Annotated in this window: 18 protein-coding genes and 1 tRNA gene; 9 read left to right on the top strand and 10 right to left on the bottom strand. The window is 50.6% G+C overall.

Going from position 1 to position 20456, the window contains the following annotated elements:
* Positions 1–7: 7 nt before the first annotated feature.
* The gene (locus GA565_RS15535; protein WP_152199218.1) at positions 8–997 is read left to right on the top strand and encodes a zinc-dependent alcohol dehydrogenase family protein; all 990 of its coding nucleotides are present in this window, start codon (positions 8–10) and stop codon (positions 995–997) included.
* Positions 998–1056: 59 nt separating this feature from the next.
* On the opposite strand, the gene GA565_RS15530 is transcribed toward GA565_RS15535, so the two are convergent.
* The 5 genes from GA565_RS15530 to GA565_RS15510 form a co-directional block, all read right to left on the bottom strand.
* Positions 1057–1602: a biotin transporter BioY gene (locus GA565_RS15530; RefSeq protein WP_152199217.1), complete on the bottom strand. Its 546-nt coding sequence runs from the start codon at positions 1600–1602 to the stop codon at positions 1057–1059.
* The gene (locus tag GA565_RS15525; RefSeq protein WP_152199216.1) at positions 1592–2245 is read right to left on the bottom strand and encodes an energy-coupling factor transporter transmembrane protein EcfT; all 654 of its coding nucleotides are present in this window, start codon (positions 2243–2245) and stop codon (positions 1592–1594) included. Before GA565_RS15525 ends, GA565_RS15530 begins: the two co-directional genes overlap by 11 nt.
* Entirely contained in the window at positions 2242–2916 is a 675-nt protein-coding gene (locus GA565_RS15520; protein WP_152199215.1) for an energy-coupling factor ABC transporter ATP-binding protein, read from the bottom strand. Before GA565_RS15520 ends, GA565_RS15525 begins: the two co-directional genes overlap by 4 nt.
* Before the next feature lie 42 nt (positions 2917–2958).
* The gene (locus tag GA565_RS15515; RefSeq protein WP_152199214.1) at positions 2959–3657 is read right to left on the bottom strand and encodes an SDR family oxidoreductase; all 699 of its coding nucleotides are present in this window, start codon (positions 3655–3657) and stop codon (positions 2959–2961) included.
* Positions 3658–3769: 112 nt separating this feature from the next.
* The gene (locus tag GA565_RS15510) at positions 3770–5134 is read right to left on the bottom strand and encodes a VOC family protein (protein WP_152199213.1); all 1365 of its coding nucleotides are present in this window, start codon (positions 5132–5134) and stop codon (positions 3770–3772) included.
* A 294-nt stretch (positions 5135–5428) separates the two neighbouring features.
* Here GA565_RS15510 and GA565_RS15505 point away from each other — a divergent pair, with 294 nt between their 5' ends.
* From GA565_RS15505 to GA565_RS15490, 5 genes are all read left to right on the top strand, one after another.
* Entirely contained in the window at positions 5429–7168 is a 1740-nt protein-coding gene (locus GA565_RS15505; protein WP_152199212.1) for an ABC-F family ATP-binding cassette domain-containing protein, read from the top strand.
* 149 nt (positions 7169–7317) lie between these two features.
* Positions 7318–7479 carry a hypothetical protein gene (locus GA565_RS24635; RefSeq protein WP_193311920.1) on the top strand — a complete coding sequence of 54 codons (162 nt, stop codon included), beginning with the start codon at positions 7318–7320 and terminating at the stop codon, positions 7477–7479.
* 353 nt (positions 7480–7832) lie between these two features.
* A complete protein-coding gene (locus GA565_RS15500; RefSeq protein WP_152199211.1) occupies positions 7833–10262 on the top strand; it encodes a membrane-bound PQQ-dependent dehydrogenase, glucose/quinate/shikimate family in 2430 nt (809 codons plus the stop codon).
* 195 nt (positions 10263–10457) lie between these two features.
* Positions 10458–11249: an alpha/beta fold hydrolase gene (locus GA565_RS15495; protein WP_152199210.1), complete on the top strand. Its 792-nt coding sequence runs from the start codon at positions 10458–10460 to the stop codon at positions 11247–11249.
* A gap of 291 nt (positions 11250–11540) precedes the next feature.
* Positions 11541–12434 carry a hypothetical protein gene (locus GA565_RS15490; RefSeq protein WP_152199209.1) on the top strand — a complete coding sequence of 298 codons (894 nt, stop codon included), beginning with the start codon at positions 11541–11543 and terminating at the stop codon, positions 12432–12434.
* Positions 12435–12633: 199 nt separating this feature from the next.
* Here GA565_RS15490 and GA565_RS15485 read toward each other — a convergent pair.
* Both GA565_RS15485 and mtfA read right to left on the bottom strand, forming a co-directional pair.
* A tRNA-Asn gene (locus GA565_RS15485) sits at positions 12634–12709 on the bottom strand.
* A gap of 144 nt (positions 12710–12853) precedes the next feature.
* Positions 12854–13630, bottom strand: a complete 777-nt coding sequence (gene mtfA / locus GA565_RS15480) for a DgsA anti-repressor MtfA (RefSeq protein WP_152199208.1) — start codon at positions 13628–13630, stop codon at positions 12854–12856.
* Between the two features lie 302 nt (positions 13631–13932).
* On the opposite strand from mtfA, the gene GA565_RS15475 reads away from it, so the two are divergent.
* Positions 13933–14946, top strand: a complete 1014-nt coding sequence (locus GA565_RS15475; RefSeq protein ID WP_152199207.1) for an alpha/beta fold hydrolase — start codon at positions 13933–13935, stop codon at positions 14944–14946.
* A gap of 106 nt (positions 14947–15052) precedes the next feature.
* On the opposite strand, the gene GA565_RS15470 is transcribed toward GA565_RS15475, so the two are convergent.
* Complete coding sequence (locus GA565_RS15470; RefSeq protein WP_152199206.1) at positions 15053–15559, bottom strand: phenolic acid decarboxylase; 507 nt, start codon at positions 15557–15559, stop codon at positions 15053–15055.
* 124 nt (positions 15560–15683) lie between these two features.
* Between GA565_RS15470 and GA565_RS15465 the strand changes: the two genes are divergently transcribed.
* Positions 15684–16577 carry a LysR family transcriptional regulator gene (locus GA565_RS15465; protein ID WP_152199205.1) on the top strand — a complete coding sequence of 298 codons (894 nt, stop codon included), beginning with the start codon at positions 15684–15686 and terminating at the stop codon, positions 16575–16577.
* Between the two features lies 1 nt (position 16578).
* Here GA565_RS15465 and GA565_RS15460 read toward each other — a convergent pair whose 3' ends face one another.
* Positions 16579–18210: a phosphoethanolamine transferase gene (locus GA565_RS15460; protein WP_152199204.1), complete on the bottom strand. Its 1632-nt coding sequence runs from the start codon at positions 18208–18210 to the stop codon at positions 16579–16581.
* A gap of 381 nt (positions 18211–18591) precedes the next feature.
* Between GA565_RS15460 and lpxA the strand changes: the two genes are divergently transcribed.
* Complete coding sequence (gene lpxA / locus GA565_RS15455) at positions 18592–19380, top strand: acyl-ACP--UDP-N-acetylglucosamine O-acyltransferase (protein ID WP_152199203.1); 789 nt, start codon at positions 18592–18594, stop codon at positions 19378–19380.
* Between the two features lie 57 nt (positions 19381–19437).
* Here lpxA and GA565_RS15450 read toward each other — a convergent pair whose 3' ends face one another.
* Entirely contained in the window at positions 19438–20424 is a 987-nt protein-coding gene (locus GA565_RS15450) for a DUF2891 domain-containing protein (RefSeq protein ID WP_152201546.1), read from the bottom strand.
* Positions 20425–20456 lie beyond the last annotated feature (32 nt).

Below are 20456 nucleotides of genomic sequence, written 5' to 3'. Positions count from 1 at the left end.
ATTTTACATGAAAGATAAAGTGGTCACCAGAGCAATAGTCAGAGAGTTCGGTCATATCCGCGACGTTTTACATCTCGAAAATGTGGCGCAGCACGACCTTGCGCGAGGCGATGCTCGCGTTAAAATGGTCTATGCCACCATCAATCCTTCAGATATTATTACCATTTCTGGTGCCTACCGTTCACGTATTGCCGTGCCTTTTGTACCGGGTTTTGAAGGTGTTGGGGTGATTGAACAGTCACCGCTGGGGAGTCAACTGCCGGTCGGGCAAAGAGTGTTGCCGATAGGCAGCATGGGCAACTGGCAGACTTATAAAGATACGCGCCCCGAGTGGTGCTTTACGTTGCCGGATTTCATTAGTGACAGGCAGGCGGTGAACAGCTACGTGAACCCGATGACCGCGCTGCTGATGCTCACCGAGGCGCTGGACAATAAACCCGGACAGCGGATTTTGATTAACGCCGCGAACTCGGCGATCGGTAAAATGCTTATTCGCCTGGCCAATAATATGGGATTAACCCCGATAGCCGTGGTGCGCAAACCTGAAAACGTTGATATTTTCGACGACTGTCGGCTCGAGTCGGTGCATAATTCCAGCGATCCCGCTTATCCGCAGGCGTTAGCTGCCATTAAGCGCAGCGGCGGCGTGGAGGCTATTTTCGACTGTATCGGCGGTGACGAATCATTGGTATTTGCCGAAATGCTGAACCTTGGCGGACAATTTATTCACTATGGGCTGCTGTCAGGAAAACCTGTTCCCCCGCAGTTCTGGCGCTCACGACCGGATATTCGCTTTATGAATTTCCATTTGCGCCAGTGGGTGCACAGTCAGGAAAAATCGGCTGTACAAAATAAGATTGATCAGGTAATGGGGTTAATTCAGCGCGGCGTAGTGCACACTGAAATAGCCACGGAATTTAGCCTGGAGAATATTTCCGATGCTGTTGAAGCTGCATTGACGCATTCCAGCAAAGGCAAGATTTTGATTAGAATGTGAAAGCGTTAAATCCCGTGAGTCAATTAAAGCTGCGTCATAGTCTACGCAGCTTTTTAATTCTAACGGCTCTCTAAAGTCGGGTAGGCTTTTCTGACCGGCCTGACGATAAGCACCGCAAGAATAACTTTAATAATGTCGCCTGGGATAAAGCCCATTGCGCCGATCGCCGCCTGTGAAAGTGATATCTTAGCAAATGCGGCAATCCACGGAATGCCCGACGAGTAAATAATCACAATCCCGCCGAGGGTGATAAATAACGCCTCTTTGGCTACTGTAAGCGAGCGTATATTTTTTTCATACAGATAGCCAATAACCCAGGCGGCAATCGGCCAGGCGAGAATAAACCCGCCGCTCGGGCCGAGAAATATCCCTAGCCCCCCGCGTCCACCGGCCAGCAGCGGCAGACCAATCATCACTAACAGGTCAAAAAGGACCATCGCCAATGCGCCTCGCTTGGCACCCGCAATGGCTCCGGCCAGCATCGGTCCCATCGACTGTGCGGTGATCGGTACGGCAATAATCGGCAGAGTGAAGGCGGGGAAAAGCCCCATCGCGGCGGTGATGGCTGCAAATAATGCAATATAAACAATATCTTTAGTCGACATTCTGTTTCTCGTTTTTTGAGGATTTTTTGGTTCTATAAGGAGACTGTGGATCGTAGGCCCGCGCCTCGAGCGCCGCGGCAATACTATCCGCCATTTTGAGCGTGCGGACAATGACCGGAATAGCCACAGCAATCACGCTGTTATTTAAGCCTCGCGCCTTTTGCGCCTCACGCACATCATGCGTAATGGCCGCCAAAACCGGAATAAAACGCAGCGCCAGTGAGAGTGCAAGACTGATTTTTGCCGGATTAACGCCGATGAAATATAACCACGACAGCCGTTTTTCGAGTGCGTCTATCATGTCTGAGCTGCGGGTGGTCAGCGTGATCAGTGAGGCGGTTAGCATCAATGCGCACAAGCGCACCACCACCAGCGTGCCGGACTGCCAGTTCACCATAAATAGCTGAACCAAAAACAGCAGCACCAAAATAGCCATAAGCGGCCTAATTTGCCTGAGCATGACCCGAAATGAAATACCGGCCAGCGGATAGAGCAGCACAATAATCGCCAGCGTGGCGCAGGCAAACGACATGTTTGGAAATACGAAAAGCAGCGTGCCGAGCAGCGCTAAGAATAAAATTTTCAGCCCCGGTGGCATTCGGTGAATAAGCGAATTTCCCGGCAGGTATTCACTGACTGTCATGACATCATCCTGATATAGGCCGGTAATGCGACGGCGGGAATATCATCAATGACTATTTTTCCCTGTTCGAATACCAGGATGCGTTCGAAGTCCTGCAAAAACTCCAAATCGTGAGAAACCACGACGGTTTTTTGTTCCATCTCATTAATCGCCTGCGCAATACGCTTTTTATTTCGCAGGTCCAGCAGCGTAGTCGGTTCATCAAAAACGATATAATCAGGCTGCATCACCAATACGCCGGAAATCGCCATCAACTGCTTTTGCCCGCCGCTGAGCAAGTGTGAAGGATGCTGCCTGAAAGACTCCATGTCGTAACGCGCCAGCGTGGCATCAATACGTTCGCGGATCACTTCTTTCGACAGACCGAGGTTTTTCATGCCAAACGCCAGGTCCTCTTCAACGATAGGAAAAACAATCTGATTATCAGGATTCTGGAACACAAACCCCACTTTGCGCCTGACGGCTTTTCCGTTGTCGCGGGTGTTCAGGCCATCAACAATAACCTCACCCTGCTGCGGAATGAGCAACCCGTTGAGAAGACGGGCAAATGTGCTCTTGCCACAGCCGTTGCTACCCACGACGCCAATGCGTTTTTCATTGAGCTGCAGGCTAATATTGTTCAATACCTGACGCTCGCCGAACGCGTGCGAGACTTGTTTTAGTTCCAACATGTAAAAGGGGTACTCATTATTGGGAGGGACAAATGATGTTCATTATCTTCTCATGCGGCCGATCGTCAGTTGTTCCACCATGGCGGCCGGAGATAATGACATGACAAATTCTATAGCCCGACAAATGTCCAGGGTTTCAATCATTTGCTGCGACTCAAGGCCTGAGCCTCGGGCCATGTCGGTATCGACCACGTCGGGGCAAAACACGGTCACTTTAATGCCCTGCGTCGCAAGTTCGCGACTCAACGACAGGCTGTAGCCAACCAGTGCGTGCTTGCTGGCAGCGTAGCCTGCAATGCCGCCAAACGCCTGAATGCCGCTTACCGAGGAGAGGTTAAATATATGCGCCTTCGGTGAACGGGCCAGCGCTGGAATGCAAAGCTGGCAAAGATGATGAACGGCCGTGACGTTGGTGTCGAGCATGGCAGAAAAGTCACTCAAGGTAGCCTGGCTGGATCCCGGTCGAAAAATGCCTGCAGCATTCACCAGCACGTCGAGTCGAGAGACATTAGTCAGCGCGGCGGCAATCTTTTCTGCCACGGCGGGTGCATCACCGATATCGGTGGCAATGGTTTGCACCTGCTGATGGGGCTGAATGGGCAGCGACCTGGCAGCGGCCTCAAGGCCAAAGGGATCACGGGCCAACAGTATCAGACTGTAGCCCCGTTGGGCAAAATGCTCGGCAACCTGTCGCCCAATGCCCCGACTGGCCCCCGTAATCAGCGCTACTTGTTGAGTCACGAAAAGCCTTTTCTGTTTTAACTGATTGATGAATATATAACTATTTGAAAAGTAGGGTTTTGCTGGCCGTTAGCCGCCGTACATTATTCCGTTTTTATCACAGAAATACAATTTAGGCCCGCACGTCGTGTTCAAACAGTTGGTTTATTGACTGCGTTTGAATCGTTTCATACAGCGAAAACTCGTCGATAACGGCAGCACCCAGTGCGGACTCGAACGCCGCTTTATTAGGGTTTCCGGCGCTGACGTGGCCTTTCTCTGTGCCGAGATTGGACTGGAAAATGCCCGCGGCGCTGACCGGTAAAAAGTCTTCATAAATAATCGGTGTAACCACAACGATACCCTGTTCGATCAGTGCGTCAAGATGCTCGGGAGCGCGTTGGTCTTGTGGAATGACTGCACCAGCACTCAAGGAATAGCGGAAATAGCCTAACCCCTGGCAACGCAGTGGCTCAATCTCGTCGGGAAAGGCAGTAAAAATCGCGTCGAAATGACGCTGATGGCTGTCGTTATCTTTCGCGGTGTTAGATGACGAAGCCTCAAGCAGCAGTTTGTCATACAGTGCGCGGCCTTGAGGCGTCAGTGCCAGCCCACGCTGTTCAATTTCGCCAAACCGAGCAGTATGTTTGCCCTGCGCCGAGTCGATGAAAGTGATTTTTTCGCTGAGCGCCTTGAAGCTGGTTTGACGCAGCAAAATTGGCACGCGGCGGCGGGGCGGCCCTTCGATCACCTCTTTTGGCGTGATGCCGTAGTCGGGCATTTTATGCTGCACCGTATCGATATCCAGCGTTCGTGGCGTGAGGTGATTAATGTGCGGCCCCTTAAAACACACCACGTCGGCAATCAGACGATGATGCTCGAGCAGCGCAGTATACGTTTCGAGGTCTACCAACGCCTCACTGTGCCAGCGGAAGGTTTTCAGTGCTTCGATGACGAACTCGTTGGCCTCTGCATCGTCGAGTCCAGCCTGCTTCTTGCTGAGCGCAATCAGCTCGCGTACGCGTGGGGAAAATATTTCTCTCGCCGCCAATATCTGGCGCGCTTTTTCTCTAAGCTCAAGATTATCAATCAGCTCAAGACGCAGCAGCGAGGTGAATACCCGGAAAGGGTTAATCTGCAGCGCCGCGTCGCTTACCGGGCGAAACGCCGTGGAGTGCACCGGCACACCGGCTGCTGATAAATCGTAATAACCCACCGCCGACATGCCCATCACTGCGAACAAGTCCTTCATGGTGGTCAGTTCTCGAGCACTGCCCAGGCGAATTGCACCGTGCCTTTCCACGTCGAGCCGGTTTAGCGCCAAGGATTGCTCTTCGGTGGCAAAAGTAGCGGGGTTTTGACTCAAATAATGCGCGTTGGTTTCTTTAACAATTTCCAGCAACGTGCCGTACTGAGGCACTTCCTGCTGATACATGCGTGACATGGCTTTGGAAAAACGGTCACGGATTTGGTCTTGAGCAATCGTTTTTTTTTCCATCTCTGTCGCCTTATCCTTTTTTCAGTATTGACTGTCGCTTAATCAAAGATACACTGAAATCATTCATCAACCAGATACTAATAAGGAGGAACCCCCATGATTTTATGTGATTTGATTAAACACTCACATTTCTTTGGTGATCGCCTGTGCTCAAGCGTTTCCGGCCTCGTGCTGCGATAACCCTGCTTGAGCGAAGACATCAAGAGTTAACCTCGCACTTCCCTTCAGCATTCCGGGTTGTCGTCAGCTTTTTTGACGACGGGCATTCTATTGCCTGCAATTCTGGAATACATAATGAGCACATTACTATCAGCCCAATCTGTCTCCTATGAGACGCCGTTCGGTCCTCTGCTGACTGAGATTTCGTTCAATCTTAAAAAGGGCGATCGCGTTGGCTTAATCGGCCACAATGGCAGCGGGAAAAGTACCTTTATCAATCTTCTCAATGGCAATTTATCTCCGACCTCAGGCAGAGTAACGCGCGCGGGTCACTGCCTGTTGGCAACCATTGAACAGCATCTGCCTGAATCTTTAAAATCCCGCCCGCTGCTTGAGGTTATTAATGAGCGTCTGCCTGAAAGTCAGCGTATCAGCGAAAGTTGGCGCGCCGAAAAACTGCTCGCCACGCTAGACTTTGCTCCCTCAAGCTGGTCACAGGCGGTATCAACGCTGAGTGGCGGACAGCATACGCGTTTGATGCTGGCGCGCGCGCTGATCCTCGAACCTGATCTGCTGCTGCTCGATGAACCCGGTAATCATCTGGATTTGCCCACGCTGCTGTGGCTGGGTGATTTTCTACGGCAGTGGAACGGCAGCTTTATCTTGGTTTCCCACGACGCGGTTCTGCTCGACAGTCTGACTAATAGCACCTGGATCCTGCGTGATAAAACGCTGCACTACTTTGGATTGAGTTGCAGCGAGGCGAGAGCCGCCTTGGCGCATCGCGATAAAACTGATGCCGAACGGCATAACGCCGAACAGCGCGAAATAGACAGAGTGGAGAAGAGTGCAAACCGTCTGGCGATGTGGGGCAAGGTTTATGACAACGAAGGCCTTGCGCGCAAAGCTAAACAGATGGAGAAGCAGGTCGACCGAATGAAGGATGACCAAACGCAGATGGCCGCGGCCAATGCGTGGCGACTGCAGCTGTTGGGTGAACGCCTGGACGCCGACCGCGTGCTGGCGCTCACCGAACTGAACGTTTGCCCCGCTAAAGACGCAGCGCCGCTGTTTTCACTGCAAAATTTGCAGATTAAAAGCGGCGACCGTATTGCGATTATGGGCCGCAACGGCTGTGGGAAATCCTCAATGTTGCGTCTGCTGTGGCGTTCAATTGGTGACGGTGAACTGGGCGTAAACTGGCACCCTCGCGCCGAGGTGGGCTATTACGACCAGAGCCTTCAGCAGTTGCGCGACGACGACACTCTCAGTGAGGCGTTAAGCGCCTTTGCGCCGTTAACCGAAGAACAGCGGAAGAGGGCACTGATTGGTGCCGGTTTCCCTTATGTGCGTCATCAGCAGCGGGTGGGCGTTTTGAGCGGTGGTGAACGCTCGCGCCTGCTGTTTGTTGGGCTGACGCTGGCGAAATACTCGCTGTTGTTGCTCGATGAACCCACCAACCACCTCGACATGGAGGGCAAGGAGGAACTGGCCGAGACGCTGCGTGAGTTTACCGGCGCAGTGCTGCTGGTAAGTCACGACAGGGCACTGATTGAAAACAGCTGTAATCGTTTTTGGTTAGTGCATGAGAACAGGCTTGAAGAGTGGTATCAGCTTGAGCCGGTTTATGGACTGCTCAGTGGAAAAACCACCGTGCAGGGTGCGATGTCTGCCGAGTCTGGCTATAAGCTGCCACACCTGGTTGAGGCGGATGCGCCGATGTCTAATGAAGATTTGCTGTTGGCACGACTCTGCGAGCTTGAGCAGCGACTGGAGAGTGAGCTGATGCGCAAGGCGAAACATCAGAAGCCCGCCTTGCAGCAGCAAATTCGCCTCGATATTGAACGCGTTATGCAGCAACTGGGTATCGAATAGCTTTAAACAGCAGAGAAAAAGCCCTCTACTCACCACGAATAGAGGGCTTTCACACCGTCAATCGTCACTTAATGATGCAAAACAGGCTTGATATGTAAATAAAAATGATTATCATTTTCACTGTCATTTAATCGCCAATGGCCTCTACTATGTTGAGAAGCAGTCAAATTAATGCCATCCCCGCTTTTCAGTCAGAGAGTGAATCTTTGGCACCGCTGCTCATGCTACAAATTTTACACCGGTTGGCGTTTATTCAGCCTCAATGCTGGTCTATTGAATCCAGCATGCGGATGCAGGGCATTGATCTGTGATTTTTACGACTTTTTACCCGTTGGCGCCATATCCTCTATGAAGAGGGGATGCTCAATCTGCTACAGAATAATGAGTGGCAGTTTAAGCCTGATTTTTGGTAATTCCGATGACGGAATAAGCTCTCTAATGATGAGCCTTAATAATGTGTCTGTTTTCAATTTAATAACAAATAAGCATAAATTGTAACAAACACATTGTAAGCTTGAGTCAAGATTCGTAAGGAAAGGGCGGCTTCAGGTTACCCCTTCACTGTATATTCTCAGGGCGTTTTATTGCAGCCCCGGCAGGAGTATTCACGAAGCAAGCTACGAAAGTTGCCTGACAGAGTTATATTTTCTATTAGGGATCTATCATGAAGAGTACAGAATGTGCCTTTGGAAGGGTGGGGCGTTGGTTACTCGCACTCTTATTGGGCTTTTTCGGCATAGCCATGATTGCCGGAGGCGTTTGGCTTATTGCGCTTGGCGGTAACTGGTACTACGCGATTGCAGGGATTCTCAGCGTTATCAGTGCAGTATATCTTGCTCGCAGATCATCGAAAGCCACCGGGTGGTTTGGTGTGCTGTTCATCTTTACCCTTATCTGGACTATCGTCGAGTCCGGCACCGATTACTGGGGATGGGTGCCGCGTTTCGCCCTGATGCTGATTTTCGCCATCGCCTTCTCGTTTTTACTGCCTACCTTACACCGTGGACTCGCACGACGCGTATCTCGTACGGTATCAGGCATTCTGGTGCTGGCTTTCATCGTGGCAGGCGGACTGGCTTTCGTGCCGTACCATGTTACACAAGCGAAGGACGTGCCTACCGGAACGGATAATACATTCCAGGCTGACACAGGGAGCGGCGTGAATCACGTTATTCCGTCTACTGACTGGACATCTTATGGTGGTAATCAGGCCACAGACCGTTACTCTTCAGCCACGCAGATAACGCCCGATAATGTGAAGAACCTTCAGGTTGCCTGGCAGTCCGAAGCGGGCGATGTGCCTAAAGATACCCGCTGGGGCGTGCAGAATACGCCATTGAAGATTGGCAACACGCTGTATGTCTGCGGCTATCTTAATAAAGTGGTCGCCCTGGACGCATCAACAGGCAAGAAGCAGTGGGAGTTTGATCCGGGTATTACGCCTGAGTCGGTGCCTTATACTCCGTCATGCCGCTCTATGGCCTACTATCAGGACGCTGGCGTTTCCACCACAGCAGCCAGCTCTGGTGCTGCTGCCTGTGAACGCCGCGTCATTGTCGGTACGCTCGATGCTCGCGTTATTGAGCTTGATGCGCAGACAGGCAAGCGCTGTCAGGACTTCGGCAAGAACGGCGAGGTCAGCATCACCGATGATATGGGCAAGATTTATCACGGCTATGTCTCAATCACCTCACCTCCTGCGGTTATCCGTGACACGCTGGTGGTTGGCCACACCACGGTTGACGGGCAACGTGCTTTTGGTCCGGCAGGTGTGACGAAAGCTTACGACGTCAAGACGGGTCGACTGAAGTGGGTATGGGATGCCGCCGATCCCCAAAACACCGCGCCGCGTACCGGCGATGATCAGTACAAACGCGGTTCACCGGACGTATGGGCTCCCTTCACGGGTGACGACAAGCTGGGCCTGGTGTATCTGCCCGTAGCCAACGCTTCAGGGGATTACTACTCGAGTAGCCGCACGCCAAACGAGAACAAGTATTCTCCTTCACTGACTGCGTTGGATATTGAAACCGGCCAGCCGCGTTGGTCGTTCCAAAATACGCATAATGACGTTTGGGATTACGATCCGGGTGCTTCACCTACGCTCGTCGATTATCCTCAGGCGGACGGCACTAAAATTCCGGCAATAATCTTCCCCACCAAGAACGGTGAAACCTACGTGCTTAATCGCGCGACCGGTAAATCATTGTTCGGTGTTGAAGAACGCGCCGTGCCGCAGGGTGGCCTTGAGCCGCAGGCGCGCAGCAAGACTCAACCCTTCTCGCTGTTTAATTCGCTGGCCAAGCCTGATCTCAAACCTGAGAATATGTGGGGCCTGACGCCGATAGACCAATTGGTGTGCCGTATCCAGTTCGCTCAGGCGGATTATCGCGGTAGGTTTACGCCACCGAGTCTGGATAAACCGATCATCGATTACCCGGGTTACAACGGGGGCGTTGACTGGGGTGGTGTGGCGTTCGATCCGGCCCGAGGCCTGATCATTGCTAACTACAATGACATGCCCAACTATACCAAACTGGTCAGCCGTAAAGATGCGGATGCTATGGGCTGGAAGGCGCGTGATGTTCTTAATGACCCCGTCGCCGAAGCGCGTGCCGAAGGTGCTGGGGATCCACAAGAAGGCGTTCCTGTTGCGGTAAATGTTAATGCTGGCTGGCAGCTCCCGTTCACAGGTATGCTTTGCAAAGAGCCACCGTACGGCGGGATCCGCGCAATTGATATTCGCGATGGTCGAACTGTCTGGGATCGCCCGCTGGGCACCGCGCGCGAGAATGGTCCGTTTGGCTTGCCGACCGGTTTGCCTATCAACATTGGTACCCCGAACAACGGTGGCTCAGTGGTGACCCAGTCAGGTCTTATCTTTATTGCTGCCGCCACGGATAACCTTTTCCGTGCCATCGATATCACCACCGGCAAAACGATATGGTCAGTCGCCTTACCGGCGGGTGCGCAGGCTACACCGATGGTTTACGAGCAGGGCGGGCGCGAGTTTGTAGTGATTACCGCGACAGGTCACCATTTCATGCATACCCCACGCGGTAACTTCGTGATTGCCTACGCGTTACCTCAATAAACGTCGTTGTTAATTATCCCCTTATGAGTTTGACGCATAAGGGGATTTATCTCGTTTCACCCTTTCAAGAAATAATTAAGTCTATACACAAGAGCTAGGCTTTTTGGTACGTCATTATTTTGTCATTTTCTCGACAGACTTTTGTTGGTTCTCGCTGGGTATATTGTGAGTCACACCTTCACTTGAGTATCCATTATGAAATTACGCAATCTGTCTTTAATCGCCTCCCTTGTGCTTGCTGGAATGAGCGCCTCTGTTGTTCATGCCGACACAGCAACCAGCACAAAAACAACGTCTCCACAGGAAGTCACCAATATTGTTCTGGTTCATGGCTTATTTGCTGACGCCTCCAGTTGGTCTAAGGTTATCCCGTTGCTTCAGGCAAAAGGCCTCCATGTGACGGCAGTACAAAATCCAACGACCTCACTTGATGATGATGTCGCGGCGGTTAAACGTGCGCTTGCCTTGCAAAATGGCCCGGTTATTCTGGTGGCACACTCCTATGGCGGAATGGTGATCACCCAAGCCGGTAATGAGCCTGAAGTGAAAGGTCTGGTCTATATTGCGGCCCGCGCACCGGCCGCAGGAGAAGATTACCCGGCCCTGACAAAAAAATATCCAGCAGCTCCGGCTTCAGCAGGCTTAACATGGAATGACGGTTATGGGGCTTTGAGCGAATCGGCGTTTATTCATGATTTTGCGGGAGATTTACCTGTCAGTGAGGCCAAAGCCTACTACGCCGTACAACAGCCGATGGGTAAGGCTATCACCATGGCCAAAACGACAGTAGCCGCATGGCAATTCAAGCCAACGTTTTATGCGGTATCTACTGAGGATCGCACCATTAACCCCGATCTTGAGCGCTTTATGGCTAAACGTATGCACGCTCAAACGATAGAGTTAAAATCCAGTCACGTATCGTTAATATCCCAGCCAGTGGCTGTTGCAAATCTCATCATGAAAGCCGCCCACGTGCCGGGCTATTGAAAGTTCACGACGATAAAAAATAGAGACAAAGGGCGCATCATGCGCCCTTTGTCTCTATTCACAGATCCGAAACTGATATTACTGCACTAACCCTATATACCCTCAAGACTTTTTAAAACGCTTGCGTGAGCATTCGTGCTTTCAATGGGATGATACGTTCTAGGGGAAATATCTATCTGAAGTGCAGACATTTCTAATTTATTTACACTTGGTTACATTATTTTATTTAATTAGTATAATTGCAATCACTGCTGATACCAGTAGTAAATAATAACGTTAAAGGATGAACGAATGAAACGTATAACCCAAGTTGCATTGTGTGTCTCACTAGGACTGGCTTTTTCCACTGCTTTTGCGTCAACTGAATATCTCAGCAATGTATATATTGATGGCCCGACTACGATTAGCCGCGAATCAACACATGCGCGCTTTGAACTTAAAAATTCCGATGTGAATGAAAATGACATCAGTTGGTTTATTAATTATACAGCGTTAGGTGAATTCCCAGCTGAACGTGTTAGGGCAGTATTCCTTAAATCTTCTGGCAAAACGGCAACTACGGGTATTCCTTCGTTCCTGCCACGTAAGTCTCGCTTGCAAGCTGTTGTGGACAATAATGGTAAGTATGATGTCATCACCCATACATTTTGCCAGGATGGTTCGTTTTTTAAATGTGATGGCGTGAAAGTTACTGATTATGTAAACGCCGGGGCTAAAGCAGAGATCTCATTTGATATTCTCAACGGCAAGGAGGAACAAAATAAAAAATTCACCTATAAATGGGAAATGGACAACGCGACTACGCAGTTGTTGAAAAATACCAAGGTTGAAATTAACCATGACAAGCTTTCATTTATGGCGCCAAGTATCAGTAAAAGCCAAAAGGCAAAGTTTACAACAATTATCACAGTACCTACTGATGAACGCCGGTTAGACGTTGAAATATGCATTGTGGGCGCGGATAAAGGCAACTGCGGTGGGGTGGATAATAGTTCGCCGGCTGTATCTGATATCACGGCTTATGACTATTTATTGAGTGCTGATAAAATGGGGCAAATTGAGAAGGGTGATGTAGTGAGTTACAGAGGGATTATTTACACATGCGTTAATGAAGCACGATGTAATGCAATCGATCCGCAAGAACCTGTCATGGCTGATAATGCCTGGATTCGTAGTTATTTTTAAAGATATTGACCTTAGGAACCAAAGATTTTAAAGGGTTGAACAGATGATTTTAAGTTGCGGATTTTACTGTCGTTAAGAGACATGGGGTGGTCACTCCATAATCGAAGCGAAACGACCCCCAAATCAGGCCATCAATCTGAGTAACAACCGTAAAAGCAAAAAGCCCGCGCAAGTTTCCTTGTGCGGGCTTTTCTAAATTTGGCTCCTCTGACTGGACTCGAACCAGTGACATACGGATTAACAGTCCGCCGTTCTACCGACTGAACTACAGAGGAATCGTGTGAACGGGGCGCATCATATCCAGAGGGCGTGGGTGTGTCAACGCCAAATTACGATACGGCGTTCGACTGCTCAGCAACTGAGCAAAGTGAGCCAGAAATCAGCGTTCACCGGCATATTTTGGCTTACGTGGTGGAATGCTAACAGTCGCAGACTCGTCCACGGGCCTGGCGCATCAGGGGATCTTGCTTATAAAAACGGGTGAAATGGCCATAAACCAGTGGGAAGCGTTCAGAAAGAAGATCGGGGGCACTAAAGAAGTATTCGGAAAGCACCGCAAAACATTCTGCGGGGTCTGTTGCGGCGTAGGCGTCCATGCTGGCGGCCTCTTCGCCGACCATGTCAATTTCGTCCTGCAGGTTTTCCATGGCGGCGTGCAAGTCATGCTCCCATGCTACCACCTCACGTAGCGGAATAGGCGGAATACCGGTCGCCTCGCCGCCGTTGCGGATGTCAAGCTTGTGGGCGGCCTCGTGGATAACCAGATTAAACCCTGATGTGTCGAAAGAGTCCTGTACGTCTAGCCAGTTCAGGACGATTGGACCCTGATCCCAGCTTTGACCTGACTGAGTCTGCGTGCCGGAATGCACAATGCCGTTCTCGTCTTGCCAGGGTGTACTCACGATGAAGGGGGAGGGATAAAGCAGGATCTCATGAAAACCGTCGAGCCACTCAGCACCCAGTTCCATCACCGGTAGGGCGAAAAGCAGCGCAATTCTCGCCTGCATGGCCTCTTCAAGTTCAACACCTTGCAGGAGTTGCAATTTTTTTTGCTGCAAAAGCTGACCCGCGACGTGGATGAGCCGCTGTTGTTCATGGCTGTTTAAATCTGAAAAAAGGGGGATGTCTAGCGCCTGCTGCCATACTTCGCTTTTATCAATTATCAGTTCATTACTTTTCCACGGCCACTTGATCATGATTTTGCTCGCAAAGTGTGAACATTCAGTAGGTTATAAGAAAGTAGGGCTTAAATCCCGAAGAATAGTACCAATAATGGCGACTTATGCCACTTGAGCGTTCATCTTATCAAACGTAGCTCACGTTATTGTTTTCGTCGTGCCTGTTTCAATCAATTTTAGCGCTCTGCGCCAGTCTGTCTCTAGTATATAAGGCAGTATGCCTAAACAATTTGTCACTATTAATGATTCATTCTTGAAGCTAAACCCCTTAAAATTCGGCTCTTATAGCCCGCATATTGGCAATTTATCTGGGAAATTCCATGATCCGTTCTTTCAAAAAAGTGCTTTCCGTTTCTTTTCTGGCGTTCGCGTTGACCTCGGCCGCCGCTGTGGCCGCAGAGGCTCCCTCTTACGGGCCTCAACTGCAGGGTTTTGATTATCCTTATCCACTTAAACATTTTTCATTTAACTCTCAGGGTGTCCCGCTGCAAATGGGCTATATGGACGTGCAGCCGGTGGGTAAGAAAAATGGCCAAACGGTGGTGCTGATGCACGGCAAAAATTTCTGCGGCGCGACGTGGGGTGACACCATTAAGGCATTGCTGGGTAAGGGATACCGCGTCGTGGCGCCGGACCAGATAGGTTTTTGCTCTTCAACCAAACCGGAGCATTATCAATACACTTTTCAGCAGTTAGCGACGAATACCCACGATTTGCTCAAAAGTTTGAAAATTTCCAAAGCCGTTATTATCGGTCATTCAACCGGAGGCATGCTGGCTACGCGCTATGCGCTTATGTATCCGCAGCAGGTATCAAAACTGGTGCTGGTGAATCCTATTGGTCTTGAAGACTGGAAGGCCAAGGGCGCGCCTTATCGTACGGTGGATCAATGGTATGACCGCGAATTGAAACTGTCGGCCCAAAGCATCCACGACTATGAATTGAAAACGTATTATGTCGGTAAATGGAAGCCAGAATATGACCGCTGGGTCGATATGCTCGCGGGACTGAATAACGGTCCTGGGCACAAGCTGGTAGCGTGGAATTCGGCGCTGATTTACGACATGATCTTTACCCAGCCGGTGTTTTACGAGCTGAAAAATCTGCGTGTACCGACCACGTTGATGATTGGCACCTCCGATACCACCGCGATTGGCAGCGACATTGCTTCACCGGAGGTCAAGGCAAAGCTGGGGCATTACAACGTGTTAGGCAAGCAGGCGGCGAAGCTTATTCCGCATTCTAAACTGGTTGAATTTAAGGGATTGGGGCATGCCCCACAGATGGAAGAACCCGAGAAGTTCAATCAGGCCTTGTTCAAAGTACTGCGTTGATTGATCGCTCAATATAGTGATGAGAACCCATGAATTTGGGGGATCCTGCGATAATGGATCCCCTTTTTGAGCGACGTAACGATGTCCAATTTACGTGAATAAGTGATTAACGTAGATTTTCAGGAAAATCTTGGGGTAATTCACTGGCCGCGCAGTTAATCACGTCGTCATTGTCCGTACCACAGTCGCGCACAAAAGTGATAGTGGCGAATTCGTCAATCACTTCGGTTGGATAAGCCGGACCTGCCTCGCGGTAGGCTTCCATTTTTGCAATATGCTCGTTTTGGAAGCAGACGGTTTTTTGAGGATTGTTCATCACCCAGCGCGGAAAGAATATTGTGCCGTGAAACACCTTGTCGGCTAGGTTGACTATCAGGCTGACGTCGGTTCCGGTCGGCTCGGTCCATGAAACTTTATACACAAGCTGCGCCACCCTAACGATGTAGGCATGCTGGTCTTTGACCCAGCGGTTGGCCACGATGCCGCTGTGAATGCGGTAGTCGAGCGTGGTGGCATTTTTAACGTAGATCTCATAGTTCCAGCCATTATCGTAGGTATAAACCACGTGTTTGCCCAAAAAACCGCTTAAGTCTGTTTTATCAAAGCTGCTCATTGTTATCTCCTCGATGGCCTGTGATGCCGTGATTTGTTGCGATAGAACTAATCTACTCCTTGCAAATTCGATTGAATAACGCTGATATACGATGATATATATCTAATAATTAGATGGATTAGCTATGGAACTGCCACATACTACGCTGGAACAGTGGGTTGTATTACAGACGGTGGTCACTGAAGGAAGCTATGCTCAGGCGGCGGCAGTGCTGTTTCGCAGTCAGTCTTCAGTTAGTTATGCGCTTTCTAGCCTACAGGAGCGGATTGGGTTGCCGCTGTTGAAAGTTGTTGGGCGCAAAGCCGAGTTAACCGAGCAGGGCAGAGCGCTGCTGTCTCAGGCGCAGCCGTTGATCGCAGCCTTTACTCAGCTTGAGGCCCGAGCGCATGGATTACGTCAGGGAGCACGCACGCAGATAAGCCTGGTGGTGGATGCAGTGTTTGCCAAAGAAAGCCTTTTTTCAGCCCTGCAGGCTTTTCAACAGACTTTTCCCGACACCCAGCTGCAGTTGACTGAAATTTTACGTAATGAAACCGATCGCCAGCTGCAGGCGCGCACTGCCGATATCTACATCACCACTCAGCCCGCCGAAAATACCCTTAACAGCCGCTGGTTGGTTGACGTGGAGTTTGTACCGGTGGTCAAAAGCGGCCACCCTCTGTTGTTGAGTACAGTGCCGATTAGCAATACCGAGTTGGCGCGTTACCCATTGATAACGCTGGTAGACCGGGACTCGCAGCGTGACGAAAAACGTAAGCCTTATGAGACGGTAAACTGGAGTTTTACCACGATTGAATCGGCTATTGAGGCAATTGCACACGGCGTGGGCTACGGCTGGGTGCCGCTGCACAGCGTAAAGGCGCGTTTGCAGAGCGGTGAACTGATCATGCTGCCGTTGGGGAAACGCGCGGTGCGTAAAACGGCGCTGTATCTGAGCTACAACAGTGAAAAACACAGTTATGACCCGACGCTCAACGCCTTTGTAGCAGAAATTGAGCGGCGGGTCGGTTCATCATGATTTACTGGGCCGTTCTACAGCTCTTAAAGATATCCAGCGTGGGATCAATAGCCGCGGTTTTAACGTCCATGGCATCAAGAACGGTATGGAACAGGTTATCCTGCGAATAGTCATTCTTTGCCGCTTCGGCCTGTAAACAGCTCAGCGAAATTCCCTGTGCTGACGCGTACTGCGGCGAAAGCCAGAACATCATCGGTACGTGAGTTTGCTGCGGCGGTGCAACGCTGTAAGGCGTGCCGTGCAGATAGAGGCCATCTTCGCCCAGTGACTCCCCGTGGTCCGACAGATAAATCATCACGACATTGTACTTGTCCTGGTACTGCTTCGCCTTGGCAATCACCTGCGTCAGCACGTAGTCGGTGTAACGCACGGTATTGTCATAGGTATTGACCAGCTGTTCGTGACTGCAGTTTTCAATATCACTTCTCTCACAGTCGGGCATAAAGAAGCGGAAACTGTCGGGATAGCGCTGATAATAGGTCGGGCCGTGGCTGCCTATCAGGTGCAAGCCAATCAGTTTGTTCTTTCCGTCATCGACAATTTTGTCGTCCAGGTTTTCGAGCAAGGCGGCGTCGTAGCAGGTTTCACCGTCGCAGAATTTGCCGTCTTTTTTGGTATCGAGGGTGACGTTTGGCACACGATCGCACACGCCTTTACACCCTTCGTCGTTGTCTTTCCAATAAACGGAGACACCAGCACGCTGTAAAATATCGAGGAAACTGTCACTGCGATGCGCTCGTTCGTTGTTGAAATCGACGCGCTTCATGTCGGAAAACATGCAGGGGACGGAGACGGCCGTGGCCGTACCGCATGAACTGACATGATTGAAGAACACCGTGTCCGGCGTTTTTTGCGTGAAGCTATTGGTTGGCTTGTCGTACCCGTTGAAGGACTGATTCTGGGCGCGGCCTGTTTCGCCAATAACCAGGAACATCAGCGTCGGTTTTTCTCCGGCTTTTTGTACCAGTTTGGCATCGGTGCCCACTTTTTCATACGGCAACGGCGTGCTCAGATACTTGTGATTAATGTACTGAAAACCGCTGTAGAGGTAGTTGGTCGGCAATATTTCGAGATTTAGTGTACGGTTATTGCGGCCCACCGAGGCATAGTCTTTGTAATAAAGGGTCGCTACGCCCCCGATAAGCGCGAGTGAGACAAGCATTGAAAGTACGCGCACGCCGAGCCGTTTAAGTACCGTCTGATTATAAACGACCGGCACTTTGAGCAGCAGCAGCGCGGGCAACAGGCCGGTGAGCACAAACCAGATAACGACAGACGCGTTTAAATAAGAGGAAGCTTCACTTTGCTGGGTTTCAGCAATGTTTTCAATCATCCCACGGTCAAATATCACATGGAACACCAGCTGCGCATAGGCGGCGATGGCACTTATCAGTAGCAGGATAATAAAGAACGGCTTTAAAAGGGGTTTAAAGGTAAAAGGCGTAAATACAAAGTTCAGTGCGGCAAACAGCACCACCGGAATAGATAAGGCAAAGCCAATTTTGTAAGCCGAAAGAGCATGCAAGATTTGATAAAAATGCTGCAGAACCGGGAAGTTGACTACAAAAGTGAAATAAAGGCTTAGCAACAACGTCAGCCAAAAATAGCTGATTTTAGGAATGAAATTTCGCAATGCTGGCTCCAATTGGCTCAGGTTGGCAAAGATGCCTAAGAAAAACTGGCTTTAACGCATGCCGCGTTGAGCCGATCGCACATGCTGAACCGTTAAGCTTAAGAAAGCATTAATAATTAATTTCACGAACGTTCAACCCTTACAAGGTTCAAAAAATATATAAATTAAACCATGCTGGGTTAGCTGCCATTTTTCTTTAGTCTATGTGAGTCAGGTCACGTTTGGGCTTTGTTAACGCATGAGTCCCCCTGCATACCGCAGACAAAGAGTATTCACTCTCCTTTTCCTGCTCATTCCCTCCTTAATTTCGCCTTATGCGAATTAATTGCCGGTGTTTGTTTTCCTGTTCTCAGGGGAAGGGACATCTGGAGATTTTCTAACGTGATCCACTCTTCTGCCGTTATCGCGGGTAACAGTATTATTGAAAAGGGCGCGATTATCGGTGCAAACGTTCGCATCGGTCCCTTTTGTCATATTCAAAGCAATGTAGAAATAGGTGAGGGAACGATTGTTCTTTCCCATGGCGTGATTAACGGACATACCCGCATCGGCAGGGATAATTTTATCGATAGATTCTGCTCACTCGGTGAGATTAATCAGGATTTGAAGTATCGGAATGAGCCGACTCGGCTGGAAATTGGCCATCGTAACCAGATTGGTCAGAAAGCGACGTTTCATCGCGGTACTGTGCAGGGTTCGGGCGTAACGACCATCGGCGATGATAATATTTTTCTTAATCAGGTGCATATTGGACACGATTGCGTGGTGGGTAACGCAGTTGAAATTGGCCTCGGCGGCGTGCTGGCCGGACACGTTGAGGTAGATAACCAAGTGTGTCTCGGCAAGCTTGCCGCGGTGCATCAGTTTTGTATTCTTGGACGAGCCTGTGAAGTGTTGGCTGGCTCATGCGTGGTACAGGATGTTCCGCCGTTTGTCCTCGCCGAAGGTAATAGATGCAGGCCGATTGAGGTCAATGAAGCGGCGCTGCTGCGCTGGGTCGAGGACCCGCATTTAAGGCTAATTATTCGCCAGCTTTATCAGCGCATGTATCACTGTGCGGAGCCTATCGAGGACGTGAGGGAGGAAATTGCACACCAGCAGCAAGAATATTCGATGCTGGTGTGCTTTGAACACTTCTTTGCTCGCTCAAAGCGCGGCATTATTCGCTAAGCGCTGGCACAGCCTCTGTTCTCGCCCAACTCGGTGATGGCAGAGGCCCTGTGGTTATCAGGCCTCCAATGCCAGCAGGGCAAACGTTGCCAGCCAGTGTTCACCCGCATAATCGCTGTCGAGATGACCCAGCGCGCTGTTCAAGTGTTTATCGGCTGAGCGAGTCAGCAGGGTAATGCGAGCATCCCCAGCAGGCAGTGCGGCAGCAAGCGAACGCTGACACCAGGCACGGCTGAGGTTTAATCCATCCAGGTGACCAATTTTTCCGTCGGTGCGGTCGGTGACCGTAGCGGGAACAAACAGCGTTTCAGGCTGCCCCTGCGCCAGATGCGGCAGAAATCGACCAAACCAGGTAATAAACGCCTGAGGTGCCAATACGCGGCGCATCAGTTCGGCCTCCATTAGCGATGGCGAAAGAAACTCATCACCTCCCGGTTCCCACGCTTGACAGTTCACGTCTTCCAGATGCCAGCGCAGCGCCGTCTCTTCAATCAATGAAGCCAGCTTTTTACGCGACGCACTGCGGGCGTAGTCGAGCGTCAATGCCAGTGCGAAAGCCGTATTAAAATGGCTGCCGACGCGCAGAGGATAAGTGGCCTTGGGCAAAAAATCGCAGAAGCTTTTGACGAAAAATTCAGTCATTGGTGCCAGCGTTTTTGCCCAGCCTTTCGCCTGCGGTAAGGTCATGGCATCAAGCTGTTGAGCCAGCGCCAAAAACCATGCCCAGCCGTAAGGACGTTCGAAGCCGTTATGCTGTTTTTGTTGCAGGTAGTGCATCTCGCCCGCCACGTTCTCAGCGGTAAAATGTGCGTCTACCACGGCAATAATTTTGTCACGCTCTGGCAGTTCGGGATAACGCTCGAGCAGGCGCAGCAGCAGCCAGTAGCCGTGAACGCAAGAGTGCCAGTCATAGCTGCCGTAGAAAATAGGGTGCAGCGCGCGCGGTCCCTGTGCGTCTTCGGGGCCTGAAAGCGCGTGCGTCAGCTTATTCGGGTATTCACGGGTTAAATGATTTAACGCCAGTGAGGCAAAGCGTGACGCCATCTCTGGCGTCAATTGTAGGGTATTCGGCTGAT

The sequence above is a fragment of the Rouxiella sp. S1S-2 genome (assembly GCF_009208105.1).
GTDB lineage: Bacteria > Pseudomonadota > Gammaproteobacteria > Enterobacterales > Enterobacteriaceae > Rouxiella.
The sequence above is the reverse complement of the archived record's forward strand: the minus strand, read 5'-3'. Positions and strand labels throughout refer to the sequence as shown.

Bases quoted from the DNA above. Each gene is read 5' to 3' on its own strand.
- GA565_RS15510 (WP_152199213.1), bottom strand. From the start codon at position 5,134: ATGGAAAAAAAAACGATTGCTCAAGACCAAATCCGTGACCGTTTTTCC.
- mtfA (WP_152199208.1), bottom strand. From the start codon at position 13,630: ATGATCAAGTGGCCGTGGAAAAGTAATGAACTGATAATTGATAAAAGC.
- GA565_RS15535 (WP_152199218.1), top strand. From the start codon at position 8: ATGAAAGATAAAGTGGTCACCAGAGCAATAGTCAGAGAGTTCGGTCAT.
- GA565_RS15505 (WP_152199212.1), top strand. From the start codon at position 5,429: ATGAGCACATTACTATCAGCCCAATCTGTCTCCTATGAGACGCCGTTC.
- GA565_RS15525 (WP_152199216.1), bottom strand. From the start codon at position 2,245: ATGACAGTCAGTGAATACCTGCCGGGAAATTCGCTTATTCACCGAATG.
- GA565_RS15530 (WP_152199217.1), bottom strand. From the start codon at position 1,602: ATGTCGACTAAAGATATTGTTTATATTGCATTATTTGCAGCCATCACC.
- GA565_RS24635 (WP_193311920.1), top strand. From the start codon at position 7,318: ATGTTGAGAAGCAGTCAAATTAATGCCATCCCCGCTTTTCAGTCAGAG.
- GA565_RS15450 (WP_152201546.1), bottom strand. From the start codon at position 20,424: ATGGCGTCACGCTTTGCCTCACTGGCGTTAAATCATTTAACCCGTGAA.
- GA565_RS15490 (WP_152199209.1), top strand. From the start codon at position 11,541: ATGAAACGTATAACCCAAGTTGCATTGTGTGTCTCACTAGGACTGGCT.
- GA565_RS15470 (WP_152199206.1), bottom strand. From the start codon at position 15,559: ATGAGCAGCTTTGATAAAACAGACTTAAGCGGTTTTTTGGGCAAACAC.
- GA565_RS15500 (WP_152199211.1), top strand. From the start codon at position 7,833: ATGAAGAGTACAGAATGTGCCTTTGGAAGGGTGGGGCGTTGGTTACTC.
- GA565_RS15520 (WP_152199215.1), bottom strand. From the start codon at position 2,916: ATGTTGGAACTAAAACAAGTCTCGCACGCGTTCGGCGAGCGTCAGGTA.
- GA565_RS15465 (WP_152199205.1), top strand. From the start codon at position 15,684: ATGGAACTGCCACATACTACGCTGGAACAGTGGGTTGTATTACAGACG.
- GA565_RS15495 (WP_152199210.1), top strand. From the start codon at position 10,458: ATGAAATTACGCAATCTGTCTTTAATCGCCTCCCTTGTGCTTGCTGGA.
- GA565_RS15475 (WP_152199207.1), top strand. From the start codon at position 13,933: ATGATCCGTTCTTTCAAAAAAGTGCTTTCCGTTTCTTTTCTGGCGTTC.